This is a genomic window from Mesorhizobium sp. M0894 (assembly GCF_040319725.1).
In the GTDB taxonomy this organism is placed as follows: domain Bacteria; phylum Pseudomonadota; class Alphaproteobacteria; order Rhizobiales; family Rhizobiaceae; genus Mesorhizobium.
In genome coordinates this window covers 112,814-125,802 of sequence record NZ_JAMYOG010000009.1, presented here as the reverse complement: position 1 = coordinate 125,802, position 12,989 = coordinate 112,814, and the positions used below count along the sequence as shown (strand labels likewise).

General features: G+C 61.9%; 10 protein-coding genes. 6 read left to right on the top strand and 4 right to left on the bottom strand.

Annotated features, from left to right (window positions below; all coding sequences use genetic code 11):
• The first annotated feature begins 58 nt into the window (after positions 1-58).
• The 4 genes from NKH91_RS19025 to aspS all read left to right on the top strand — a co-directional run bounded on the left by NKH91_RS19025 (position 59) and on the right by aspS (position 5,115).
• On the top strand, positions 59-1,327 hold the full coding sequence (locus NKH91_RS19025; RefSeq protein WP_352845136.1) for an ABC transporter substrate-binding protein: 1,269 nt from the start codon (positions 59-61) through the stop codon (positions 1,325-1,327).
• 68 nt (positions 1,328-1,395) lie between these two features.
• Positions 1,396-2,268, top strand: coding sequence for a carbohydrate ABC transporter permease (locus NKH91_RS19020; protein ID WP_352845214.1), 873 nt, complete (start codon positions 1,396-1,398; stop codon positions 2,266-2,268).
• Between the two features lie 19 nt (positions 2,269-2,287).
• Positions 2,288-3,112, top strand: coding sequence for a carbohydrate ABC transporter permease (locus NKH91_RS19015; protein ID WP_352845213.1), 825 nt, complete (start codon positions 2,288-2,290; stop codon positions 3,110-3,112).
• Positions 3,113-3,324: 212 nt separating this feature from the next.
• A complete protein-coding gene (aspS, locus tag NKH91_RS19010; protein ID WP_352845212.1) occupies positions 3,325-5,115 on the top strand; it encodes an aspartate--tRNA ligase in 1,791 nt (596 codons plus the stop codon).
• 80 nt (positions 5,116-5,195) lie between these two features.
• Here aspS and NKH91_RS19005 read toward each other — a convergent pair whose 3' ends face one another.
• Positions 5,196-6,389: an aq_1923 C-terminal domain gene (locus NKH91_RS19005; RefSeq protein WP_352587811.1), complete on the bottom strand. Its 1,194-nt coding sequence runs from the start codon at positions 6,387-6,389 to the stop codon at positions 5,196-5,198.
• Positions 6,390-6,756: 367 nt separating this feature from the next.
• Between NKH91_RS19005 and parC the strand changes: the two genes are divergently transcribed.
• The gene (parC, locus tag NKH91_RS19000) at positions 6,757-9,009 is read left to right on the top strand and encodes a DNA topoisomerase IV subunit A (RefSeq protein WP_023717249.1); all 2,253 of its coding nucleotides are present in this window, start codon (positions 6,757-6,759) and stop codon (positions 9,007-9,009) included.
• A gap of 303 nt (positions 9,010-9,312) precedes the next feature.
• Positions 9,313-10,533 (top strand): AI-2E family transporter, encoded by a 1,221-nt coding sequence (locus NKH91_RS18995; protein WP_352845135.1) that lies wholly within the window; start codon positions 9,313-9,315, stop codon positions 10,531-10,533.
• Here the strand turns inward: NKH91_RS18995 and NKH91_RS18990 are convergent.
• The 3 genes from NKH91_RS18990 to NKH91_RS18980 all read right to left on the bottom strand — a co-directional run bounded on the left by NKH91_RS18990 (position 10,521) and on the right by NKH91_RS18980 (position 12,911).
• Positions 10,521-11,417 carry a DMT family transporter gene (locus tag NKH91_RS18990; RefSeq protein WP_352845134.1) on the bottom strand — a complete coding sequence of 299 codons (897 nt, stop codon included), beginning with the start codon at positions 11,415-11,417 and terminating at the stop codon, positions 10,521-10,523. The two genes, NKH91_RS18995 and NKH91_RS18990, sit on opposite strands and share 13 nt — an antisense overlap.
• Before the next feature lie 122 nt (positions 11,418-11,539).
• A complete protein-coding gene (locus NKH91_RS18985; RefSeq protein ID WP_023717252.1) occupies positions 11,540-12,304 on the bottom strand; it encodes an arginyltransferase in 765 nt (254 codons plus the stop codon).
• Positions 12,305-12,440: 136 nt separating this feature from the next.
• The gene (locus NKH91_RS18980) at positions 12,441-12,911 is read right to left on the bottom strand and encodes an RDD family protein (protein WP_023674465.1); all 471 of its coding nucleotides are present in this window, start codon (positions 12,909-12,911) and stop codon (positions 12,441-12,443) included.
• Positions 12,912-12,989 lie beyond the last annotated feature (78 nt).

Below are 12,989 nucleotides of genomic sequence, written 5' to 3'. Positions count from 1 at the left end.
TCGGGCATCGACGTCCGTTTCTGCTGCTGCCTGAAGCTCCAAAGGGAGATCCGTCATCATGAAGTTTCATCCCGCATTTGCTGGATTTGCCGTGGCCGCAGTTCTGGCGGCCGGGCCGGCGCGGGCTGTCGACCTCGCCATGGTGTCGGGCGATACCGGCAACGGCCAGAGAATCCTTCGCGAGATACTCGATCAATACGAGAAGAAGACCGGCAACAAGGTTAGCGTGGTTCCGGTGCCGCCCTCGGGGACCGATCAGTTTAGTCAATACAGGCTCTGGCTTGCGGCTGGAAACAGCGACGTCGACGTCTATCAGACGGACGTCATCTGGGCTCCCCAGCTTGCAAAGCAGCTCGTCGACCTGACCGCGGCGACCAAGGATGTCGTCGGCGCTCATTTCCCATCGATCATCAAATCGCAGACCGTCGACGGCAAGCTCGTCGCCTTGCCGATATTCACCGACGCTCCGGCGCTCTATTACCGCAAGGATCTCCTCGACAAATACGGCGCCAAGGTCCCGACCAGCTGGGCCGAGCTTGCCGATACTGCCAAGCTTGTCATGGACAAGGAACGCGAGGGCGGCAACAAGGACATGTGGGGCTTCGTTTTCCAGGGCAACGCCTATGAGGGACTGACCTGCGATGCACTCGAATGGGTGAAGTCGAACGGCGGTGGTCAGATCATCGAGCCGGACGGCACGATCTCCATCAATAACCCGCAAGCAGCCGCGGCGCTGGAAATGGCGAGGAGCTGGGTGGGAACCATCTCGCCTCCCGGCATTCTGGCCTATCAGGAAGAAGAGTCGCGCGGTGTCTGGCAGACCGGCAACGCCGTCTTCATGCGCAACTGGCCCTACGCCTATGCGCTTGGCAACAGCGAAAGCTCCCCCATCAAGGGCAAGTTCGAGGTGACGACGCTGCCGTCCGGGTCGGGTGAGGGCGCCCGCCCGGCAGCAACGCTTGGCGGCTGGAATCTTGCGGTTTCCAAATATTCGAAGAACCCGGCCGCAGCCGTCGAGCTGGTCAAATGGATCGCTTCGCCTCAGATGCAGAAGTACCGCGCCTTGAAGGGGGCATATCTGCCGACCATTCAGGCGCTCTATGACGATGCCGACATCGCCAGCGCCCAGCCGGTTATCCCGCGCTGGAAGGAAGTCGTCCTCAACGCGGTGCCGCGTCCCTCGGCTCAGGCCAAGACCAGGTACAATGAGGCATCGAGCGAGTTCTGGACCGCCGTCCACAACACCATGTCCGGCGAGGGCACGGCCGCCGACAACCTCGCCGATCTGGAGTTCTCCTTGATCAGGCTCAAGGGCACCGCCTGGTGACCTCGCCGTGCTCAGGCTCGCTGCTGGCGCGTCAGCGTGTGCGCTCGGCATGGCTGCTGCTTGCCCCGATGCTCATCGTGCTCGCCGCCGTTGCCGGCTGGCCGTTGATGCGCACGATCTATTTCGGCTTCACCGATGCCTCGCTCGCCGACCTGGAAGCCCGTCACTGGGTTGGCTTCGCCAATTATTTCTCCGTCCTGCAAATGCCGAGCGGCCGCGTCATCTATGACGGGCTGCTCGCCGATCCGGTCTGGTGGCGCGCCGTCTGGAATACGGTGCGCTTCGCGGTGATTTCGGTAACCTGCGAGACGGTGCTCGGCATGATCGTCGCGCTGGTGCTCAACACCAAGTTTCGCGGCCGCGGCATCGTGCGCGCCGCGATTCTAATCCCTTGGGCCATCCCGACGATAGTCTCGGCGAAAATGTGGCAGTGGATGCTCAACGACCAGTTCGGCATCATCAACGACGTCCTTCTCAAGCTCGGCCTGATCGGCACCAAGATCGCCTGGACGGCTAGCGCCGACACGGCCATGGTCGCCATCCTCATTGTCGACATCTGGAAGGCGACCCCGTTCATGGCGCTTCTCATTCTCGCCGGCCTCCAGATGCTTCCACAAGAAATCTACGAGGTCGCCAAGCTCGACGGCGTCGGCGCGTGGAAAGTTTTCTGGAAGATCACCTTGCCGCTCATCCAGCCGGCGTTGATGGTGGCCATGATCTTCCGCGGTCTCGATGCGCTGCGCATCTTCGACCTGATCTACGTGCTCACGCCAAACAACATCCACACCAAGTCGATGTCGGTGTTTGCCCGCGAGAGCCTGTTTGAGTTCGACAAGTTTGCCTACGGCTCCGCCGCCTCGACGCTGCTCTTCCTCATCCTCGCTCTGCTGACCATGCTCGTTCTGTGGCTCGGCCGGATAAGACTGGACAAGGACTATTGATCATGTGGGGCTGCTGACCATGTGGATCGTCAAGCGCACGGCTTTCTACCTCCTCGTCGCCGTTATTGTCGTCGTCGCGGTATTCCCGTTTTACTACGCCATCGTCACCAGCCTGAAATCAGCGACGGCGCTCTTCCAGATCGACTATTGGCCGAAGACGATCACCTTCAGCAATTACCAGACCGTTTTCACCGAGGGGACCTTCCTGCGTAACCTCGTGAACTCGCTGGTCATCTCGATCGCCGTTGTCGTCATTTCGCTGTTCCTCGGCGTCACCGCCGCCTATGCCCTGGCGCGCATCCGCTTCCGCGGCCGCTCGGTTCTGCTCCTCATTATCCTGTCCGTCTCTATGTTCCCGCAATTGGCGGTGCTTGCCGGGCTTTTCGAGCTGATCCGGGCCTTCGGCCTCTACAATTCGCCGTTCGCGCTGATCTTGTCCTACATGATCTTCACCTTGCCGTTCACCGTCTGGGTGCTCACCGCCTTCGTTCGCGACCTGCCGATCGAGCTGGAGGAAGCGGCGATCCTCGACGGCGCCACGCCCTGGATCATCATCAGCCGCGTTTTCCTGCCGCTGATGTGGCCGGCGCTGGCGACCACCGGGCTTCTCGCCTTCATCGGTGCGTGGAACGAATTTCTGTTCGCGCTTACGTTTACCTCCAATAACGAGCAGCGAACCGTGCCGGTCGCCATCGCGCTGCTCTCCGGCAGCTCGCAGTTCGAGATCCCGTGGGGCAACATCATGGCCGCATCGGTGATCGTCACCGTGCCGCTCGTCATCCTCGTCCTGATCTTCCAGCGCAAGATCATCTCCGGCCTCACCGCAGGCGGGGTCAAGGGATGAGGTGCATAATTGAACTGCTGGACAGAGCAGCGAACTCGGATTAACGCCTCTGGCATAAATTGATGCCGGTGGGACAGGGGCGGGAAGAACGCGAACTCGTCCCGGGCGCCGCTTGCCTTGACAAATGCACACTCTCATGTGCTTTTCGCGCAAATTTTCAGGCCGGGCCATCGTGCTTTGGCCGCAACCAACATCCGGACCTAGCAATGACAATGCATCGTTACCGCAGCCATACCTGTGCCCAGTTGAGAAAGAGCGACGTCGGCTCCGCCGTTCGCCTGTCGGGCTGGGTGCATCGCGTGCGCGACCATGGCGGCCTGCTGTTCATCGATTTGCGCGACCATTACGGCCTGACCCAGATCGTCGCCGATCCGGATTCGCCGGCCTTCAAGATCGCCGAGACCCTGCGCGGCGAATGGGTCGTCCGCGTCGATGGCGAGGTCAAGGCGCGCCTCGCCGACACCGTGAACCCTAATTTGCCGACCGGCGAGATCGAGATTTTCGCGCGCGAGATCGAGGTGCTGTCGGCGGCCAGGGAATTGCCGCTGCCGGTCTTCGGCGAGCCGGATTATCCGGAGGACATCCGCCTCAAATACCGCTTCCTCGACCTGCGCCGCGACACGCTGCACAAGAATATCGTCGCGCGGACGAAAATCATCGCCGAGATGCGCAAGCTGATGGGCGAGGTCGGCTTCACCGAATTCTCGACGCCGATCCTGACCGCCTCGTCGCCGGAAGGGGCGCGCGACTTTCTGGTGCCGTCGCGCATCCACCCCGGCACTTTCTACGCGCTGCCGCAGGCACCGCAGCAGTATAAGCAGCTGATCATGGTGTCCGGATTCGACCGCTACTTCCAGATTGCGCCGTGCTTCCGCGACGAGGACCCGCGCGCCGACCGTCTGCCGGGTGAATTCTACCAGCTCGACGTTGAGATGAGCTTCGTCGAGCAGGAGGACGTGTTCACCGCCATGGAGCCGGTGATGCGGGGCGTGTTCGAGACCTTTGCCGCCGGCAAGCCGGTGACGCAGAAGTTTCCGCGCATCGCCTATGATGTCGCGATGCGCAAATACGGCACCGACAAGCCGGACCTGCGCAACCCGATCGAGATGCAAGCCGTCTCCGATCATTTTCGCGATTCCGGCTTCAAGGTATTTGCCAACATCCTTGCCGACGATCCGAAGGCCGAGGTCTGGGCCATTCCGGCCAAGACCGGCGGTTCGCGCGCCTTCTGCGACCGCATGAACTCATGGGCGCAAGGCGAGGGCCAGCCCGGCCTCGGCTACATCTTCTGGCGCAAGGAGGGCGAGAAGCTTGAAGGCGCCGGGCCGCTGGCCAAGAACATCGGCGAGGAGCGCACCGAGGCGATTCGCCTCCAGCTCGGCCTTGCCGATGGCGATGCCGCTTTCTTCGTCGCCGGCGACCCGAAGAAATTCGTCTCCTTCGCGGGTGCGGCGCGCACCCGCGCCGGCGAGGAGCTCAACCTTGTCGACCGTGATCGCTTCGAATTGTGCTGGATTGTCGACTTCCCGTTCTTCGAATGGAACGAGGAGGAGAAGAAGATCGACTTCGCGCACAATCCGTTCTCGATGCCGCAAGGTGGCATCGATGCGCTTAACGGCGAAGATCTGCTCGGCATCAAGGCGTTCCAGTACGACATGGTCTGCAACGGTTTCGAGATCGCCTCAGGCGGCATTCGCAATCATCTGCCCGAAACCATGGTCAAGGCGTTCGAAACGGTCGGGCTGGACCGCGCAACCGTCGAGGAACGCTTCGGCGGCCTTTACCGTGCCTTCCAGTATGGCGCGCCGCCGCATGGCGGCATGGCGGCCGGCATCGACCGCGTCGTCATGCTTCTGGTCGGTGCCAGGAACCTGCGCGAAGTGACCATGTTCCCGATGAACCAGCAGGCCTATGACCTGTTGATGAACGCCCCGTCGGAAGCCAGTCCGCAGCAGCTTCGCGAATTGTCGCTGCGCGTCGTGGCAACGAAGAAAGAGGTTTAGGAAACGCTCCGAACCGGTCCTGTGGATTCATAAAAAAGCCCGGCATCGCTGCCGGGCTTTTTGCTTGAAGGCTGTCTCGGTCAGTCTTCGTTCGCCGTAACCGTCACGCCAAGCGTTTTCGGCAGGTCGAGCGGGTTGGACATGGCGCCCGCCATGATCAGCGCGAACGGCACCGCTGCCGGCGGCTCGGCCGAGACCTCGATGCTCTGCGGATCGTCGAGGAACTTGTTGACCGCGGCCGAAACCTGCGCCGTCAGTTCCGGATTGTTGAGCTGCGCCATGCCGAAGGGCACGATCGCCTTGGCCTGGTTGGCGATGTCCTTGCCGGACATGCCTTGCTGCTTGCCGGCATAATCGAGCACCTTCTTGGTCAGCGAATCGTCGTCGAAGCGGATCGAGGCGCTGTTGAACGATAGCTGCTGCAGCAGCCCGAGCATGGCCATGCCTTGCGCCGAATTGTCGGCGCCTTCGGGCTGCGCTGCCATCTTCTTCTGCATGTCCTGCATCGATTTGATGACATCCAGCGTGTAGCCGCCGAGATTGAAGGTCATGCCGAGCGTGCCGGCATTGTCGACCGAAATTTCGTATTTCGACAAATCCATCTTGCCGTCGGTAGGCTGCCAGGTGCCTTCCATCTCAAGATTGCCCGATATGTTTTGGTAGCCGAGCGCGTTGATGACTTCCTTGGACTTCGGATCTTCGACCAGCGTCAGGTCGGCAGTGAACTTTTCCGTGGTGCCGGAGAACGCCATGGCCTTGCCGTCGGCCGGCGGCGTGATTGCGATGGCAAGCCCGTCCATCGAGAAGGCAGTCTTGTCGGCGACCTTGACGGTCATGTTGTCGAGCTCGGCCGATTTGTAGATCATCAGCGAGCCCAGCGGGCCGCTTGCGCCTTCGGCCGGAACCGTCATGTCGTGGATGACGAAGGGGCTGAGATTGAGCGTGACGCCATCTTCGCTGTGTTCGAACGGCGAAGTCGATACGGTCGCGATTTGATAGCCGCCATTGGCTTCGGTCACGCCTTCGAGCTTGACGTCGCCGATCTTGAGCGCCTCCTTTTCGGCCGCCGGTTTGACCGCTACGCCTTGCAGAACCATGCTGGAGGTGTCGCCGGTTACTCCGGTCCAGGAGAGGTCGACGCCCTGGGCGGCGAGGGCAGCCTTCAGCCGGTCGGCAACCGCGGTATCCTGCGCGAACGCCGCATTCAGCGGCAGCGTCAGCAAAAAGGTCGAAAAAGCCAGTCTTTTAATAAGTGTCGAGTGTCTGATCGTCATCGAGAGCTCCCCTGAGAGTGTCCTGAAATTCTTTTCAAATCGTCGCGTCGTCACCATTCAGCGACGAACTGGACCGGAAAAAGGCGGGCCTCGGCACAATGGTCGAAAATCGCGGCCAAAGGCAAACCCGATCCATCAGGCTTGCGATAGAAGCCGGATGTAACGGATTGATGTTGGCCGGCGTCGCGACGCTTCCAATTCCTGTTGCACAATGCAGGTCGCGCAAAAGTGTGCAGCGGTTTTGCGCGACATGGATCAAAACAAGGACCTAAAGCGCGCGCATAAGGCCGGTCGAACGCGACGCGCTTTAGGAGGACGTATGCCGGCGCCTCTTGCCGCGAATCACCCGCTCGGCTAGTGCCAGCCCATGGGAAAAAGGCTTTTGCCGCCTGAAACTGGCGGCGGCGACAATATCGAGCCGGTCGATCTGAAGAAGGCGCTGGAAGAGCGCTATCTCGCCTACGCGCTGTCGACCATCATGCACCGGGCGCTGCCGGACGTGCGCGACGGGTTGAAGCCGGTGCATCGCCGCATAATGCATGCCATGCGCTTGTTGCGGCTCAACCCCGACCAGGGCTTTGCCAAATGCGCCCGCATCGTCGGCGAGGTGATGGGCAAGTTCCATCCACATGGCGACCAGTCGATCTACGACGCATTGGTGCGGTTGGCGCAGGATTTTTCGATGCGCTACCCGCTGGTCGACGGGCAGGGCAATTTCGGCAATATCGACGGCGATAACGCCGCCGCCATGCGCTACACCGAAGCGCGCATGACCGACGTGTCGACGCTGCTGCTGGAAGGCATCACCGAGGACGCGGTCGATTTCCGCCCGACCTACAACGAGGAAGACGAGGAGCCGGCCGTGCTGCCCGGCGCCTTCCCGAACCTGCTTGCCAACGGCTCGTCCGGCATCGCCGTCGGCATGGCGACCTCGATCCCGCCGCACAATGCGGCCGAGCTTTGCGACGCCGCGCTTCACCTGATCGATCATCCGGATGCGCCCGTCACCAAGCTGATGGACTTCGTGCAAGGTCCGGATTTCCCGACCGGCGGCATCATCGTCGACAGCCGAGCCTCGATCCTCGAAGCCTACGAAACGGGTCGCGGCGGCTTTCGCGTCAGGGCGAAATGGAGCCAGGAGGACCAGGGCAGGGGCACCTGGAACATAGTCGTCACCGAGATCCCCTACGGCGTCCAGAAGGCCAGGCTGATCGAAAAGATCGCCGAGCTCTTGATTGCGCGCAAGCTTCCGTTGCTCGAGGATATCCGCGACGAGAGCGCCGAGGACATCCGCGTCGTGCTGGTGCCGAAGAGCCGCTCGGTCGATCCCGGCATCATGATGGAATCGCTGTTCAAGCTGACCGAGCTCGAAAGCCGCTTTCCGCTCAACATGAACGTGTTGTCGCGCGGCAAGGTGCCGAACGTGCTGTCGCTGAAAGGCGTGCTCAAGGAGTGGCTTGAGCACCGCCGCGACGTCTTGATCCGCCGCTCCAAGCACCGTCTCGGCGAGATCGAGAGGCGGCTGGAGATCCTCGCCGGCTATCTGATCGCCTACCTCAACATCGACGAGGTGATCAGGATCATCCGCGAGGAGGACGAGCCCAAGCAGGTGATGATGGCCCGCTGGTCACTCACCGACACCCAGGCCGAAGCCATCCTCAACATGCGGCTGAGGGCGCTGCGCAAGCTCGAGGAATTCGAGATTCGTGAGGAATTCAACGGCCTGACCGGCGAGAAGAAGCAGATCGAGGCGCTACTTGCGTCCGACGCCAAGCAGTGGGCGACGATCAAGTGGGAAGTCGCCAATGTTCGCCAGAAATATGGGCCCGAGACCGAGATCGGCAAGCGCCGGACCGAGTTCGCAGATGCACCCGAACATGACCTGACCGATATCGCCCACGCCATGATCGAGCGCGAGCCGGTCACCGTCGTCGTATCGGAAAAGGGCTGGCTGAGGGCCATGAAAGGTCATCTGACCGATCACTCGGCCCTGACCTTCAAGGAAGGCGACAGCCTCAAGCTCGCCTTCCATGCCCAGACGACCGACAAGGTGCTGGTCTTCACCACCGGCGGCAAGTTCTACACGATCGGCGCCGACCGGCTGCCGGGTGGGCGTGGCCATGGTGAGCCGATCCGCATCATCGTCGACATGGACAACGACCAGGATATCGTCACCGCCTTCGTCCATGATCCCAAGCGCAAGCTGCTGCTGGTTTCGCATGACGGCAACGGTTTCATCGTGCAGGAAGAGGAGGTCGTCGCCAACACCCGCAAGGGCAAGCAGGTGATGAATGTCAAGGCGCCCGACGAGGCCCAGCGCTGCGTGACTGTCGCCGGCGACCATCTCGCCATTGTCGGCGAGAACCGCAAGATGCTGGTGTTCCCGTTGGCCGAGATCCCGGAGATGGGACGCGGCAAGGGCGTGCGCCTGCAGAAATACAAGGATGGCGGTGTCCTCGACCTCAAGACCTTCACGCTCGCAAGCGGCCTGTCCTGGCAGGATTCGGCAGATCGCACCTTCACCAAATCGCGTGACGAGCTTGCCGAATGGATCGGCGCCCGCGCCTCGGCCGGCCGCATGGTGCCAAAGGGCTTTCCGCGCACGGGCAAGTTCGGGTAGGCGCGCGAAGGAGCATGACCTTTCGGGGGGCGGTCAGGCGAGGTGGTGAAAGGGAATTCGTGTTTTCCTGCCCGGCGGCGCATTTTGTTCTTGCTTTGTGCCGGCAGCTATGCCACTAATTTCGCTATGGTGCTGATTCGCACCGACGACCCGCCTGCCAAGGCGGGTTTTTTGTTTCGGGCTCCTTTCGACCAAATTGGAATGCCGTCACGATTGCTGCACTATATCAGTGCATAAGCTTCGCCATGGGAAATCGCGGGGATAACGCATCTGGACGACACGGGGCGTTGGGGAGGTAGTCGCTTGAAGGAAGTCAGGATACAGAAGCCGGAGCGGCAGCAGCGCCTGTTTGGCCTGTCGACGCCGCTCAGGGCCGCTGTCATTCCGCCGCTGTCGGCGGCGCGCTGGCTCCTGGTGCTGATCGTCGCCGCCGGCGTTTATTTCTTCCACGGCTTCCTGTTCCCGGTCCTTGCCGCCCTGGTGATCGCTTTCGCCAGCTGGCCGCTCTATCGGCGGCTGCTCGCCGGCGTCGGCGGCAACCGCACGATCGCCGCGACGCTTGCGATCCTGTTCATCCTGACCTTCCTGGTGGTGCCGATCGCGCTTGCCGGCACCTACGCCATCAACGAGGTGCGCGAATGGGTCGGCTGGGCGATCGAGACCAACCGCTATGGCGCGCCGACGCCGCACTGGATCGCCACGCTGCCTGTGGTAGGCGAATGGTTCAATGAACAATGGACGGTCAACGTTGGCCATCCAGGCGGTATCGGCGAACTGATCCAACTGATCAGCGGCGCCAATATCGGCAGCATCTATCGCGGCGTGCTTGCCGCCGGCGGCAGCGCCTTCGGCCTTTTGCTGACGCTGCTGTTCATGATGATCGCGCTGTTCTTCGCCTATCGCGACGGCGAGCATTTCGCCGGGCAGGTCGATCGCCTCGGCGAACGCATCCTGCCGGCCAGATGGGAACGGATCTCACGCGTGGTGCCGGCGACGATCTCCTCGACCGTCACCGGCATGACGGTTATCGCCATCGGCGAAGGGCTGGTGCTGGGCATCGCTTACTGGTTGGCCGGCGTGCCGTCGCCGGTGACGCTCGGCGCACTGACCGGCATCATGGCGCTGATCCCCGGCGGCGCGCCGCTGTCGTTCACGCTGGTCTCGATTTATCTCGCCGCCAGCGGCTCGCCGATGGCCGGCCTGGCGCTGTTCATCTGGGGCGCCGTCGAACTCTTCGTCGTCGACAAGACATTGCGCCCGAAGCTGGTTGGCGGGCCGATAAAGCTGCCCTTCCTGCCGACTTTCTTCGGCCTGATCGGCGGTGTCAAGACAATGGGCTTTCTCGGCCTGTTCATCGGCCCGGTGCTGATGGCCCTGCTGGTCGCGATCTGGCGCGAATGGCTGCGCGAGGTGGAGCTGACCGATGAACTCGCTGCCGCCGAACCGGCGGAGCAGGAAGATGCACCGCCGCAGATCGAAATTGTCGCCGAACGCGCCGCCGCGAAAAAGAATCAGGCCGGGTGACTGACGGCGAGCGTGGCGCGGCGCTTACGCCCCTCGTGCAACTGCCAGAGCGAATGGCCGATCAAGGTGACGATGAGGATCGTGCCGCCGATCAGGCTGTTGCGCGACGGGGTCTCGGCGAAGATCATCCACACCCAGACCGGCGCCAGCACGGTTTCTAACAGGTAGAACATCGCCACTTCCGGCCCGGAAATGTATTTCGGACCGTTGGCGAGGCAGAAGAACGAGATCGGCATGATGACGGCGCCGTTGAAGACGATCCACCACGGTGCGTTGACGTGAAAACCCACCTTGGAAACCATCAGGGCGGCGATGGCCAGTGGCAGCACGACTCCGATCAGCGCGGTGAAGCCCATATCCTTGCCGCTGGCGCGCGAGATGGTGATGGCCGCGGCGATCATGAAGGCGGAGCATAGTGCCATCAGGTCGCCGAAGAGATGCCCGGTTCCGACGGAATCACCGACAATCATCACGACGCCGGCGATCATCAATGCCAGCGCTGCGACCGTCAGGGGCTGTGGCCTCTCCTTCAGGAATAGCCACGACAAAAGGGCCGCGAACATGGTGGTGAAGGCCAGGATGAAAACGAGGTTGGCGGTCGAGGTGTTGTAGACGCCAGTGATGAAGGCGATCGAGCCGAGTCCGTAGAGGGCGGCAACGATGAGCCCTGACCAGCCCGGGATAAGCTGCGGTGCCTTTGCGCTCAGCGAGCGCCAAATGGCCCAGATGACGAGCGTGGCGACGAAGGTCGTGCCGGTGCGCAAGAGCAGGATCGTCCATGCCTCGCCGTCGGCGAGCCGGATCAGCGGAATGTCGACGGTCAGCGTCAACCCGCCGATGGTGGTGATCAGAAGGCCTCTCTGGTGGTCGTTGTGGGAAGACATGCAGCAATTCTCGCGATAGGCTTGGAGGCGCAAAATTGACCCGCCCGGTCTTCCGCCGATCGGCCGGAAGCCCAGCGGCATCCTCCTCGAAACAATTTAAGGGTGAATACCGAAAGCGGAAATCAGCGCGAAACCGCTTCGTGATTGTAGCGTTCCCAGCCTTTCGGGCCGAGATGCTCCTGCGGCTGGAAGCGCATCTTATAATTCATCTTGCGCGAGCCGTTGACCCAGTAGCCCAGGTAGACATGGGGCAGCCCCATCGCCCTGGCGCGGGCGATGTGGTCGAGGATCATGAAGGTGCCGAGGGAACGGTCCTCGAAGTCCGGGTTGAAGTAGGAATAGACCATCGACAGGCCATCGGCCATCTTGTCGGTGAGGGCCACGGCGATCAGTTCGCCCTGGCCCTTGCCGGTGATGAAGCTATCAGGTCCGCGGCGACGGTATTCGATGACCTTGGTGTCGACATGGGTATCCTCGACCATCATGGCGTAGTCGAGCACGGTCATGTCGGACATGCCGCCACGGCGGTGGCGGGCGTCGAGATAGCTGCGGAACAGCGAATACTGCTCGGTGGAGGGTTCGGCGTCGTGCATGGCGCCGACCAGATCCGAATTATGCTGTATGACGCGTTTCATGTTGCGGCTGGCGGTGAATTCCTGCGCCAGGATGCGCACCGACACGCAGGCGCGGCAGGTCTCGCAGGCCGGCCTGTAGGCGATGTTCTGCGACCGCCTGAAACCGCCCTGCGTCAACAGATCGTTCATCTCGGGGGCCTTGTCGCCGACCAGGTGAGTGAACACCTTGCGCTCGAACTGCCCCTCGAGATAGGGACACGGCGAGGGCGCGGTCAGAAAGAACTGTGGCGACTGGGTCGGGTGCTGCGTCATCGAGCCTTGGAAACACTCCTGCGAATCGCTCTACCTTTGGCGCGGACGCCGAAAAATTCAACAGGATTGTGAAAGCCTGGGTGATTGGACGTCTTCACTTTTGCGCGCAAAGGCCGCGGCTGCGCTTCAAAGCCGCTCAGCGGCCGCTGCGGCTGACGACCGTGCCGAGCAGCAGGTCGTGCAGCGTGCGCTTGCGGTCGGAAAACAGGCTCACCAGCAGGACCAGCGGCGAGAGGATGACATTGCCGGCCCAAAACAACACCGAATGGACGACGGCGGTCAGCCCGTCGATGCGGCTGCCGTCGAGCCGGTCGAGCCGGATGCCCATCATCTTCATGCCGGTGGTGGCCTGATCTTTACTGCCGAGCGTGTTCCAGATGTAGAGGATGGCGACGGCCGGCACGAGAATGGAAAACAGCATCCATCCGAGGCCGAGCGTCAACAGCCCAAACAAGAACACCAGGATCGCGAAAGGAATGGTGAGCAGCGCGACGATGAAATAATCGATGACGAAGGCGAGAATGCGCCGCGTGCGCACGCCCTCATAGGCGCGGACGTCTTCGAGCCTGCTGGTGATGATTTCGCCGTCGAGAACGCGAGCGTTCATGTCATTTCCTCGTAATCGAACCCGGGTTAATGCACGGGCCGCGTATTGATGAAATGGTGAAGGTTCGCGGTGGAATCA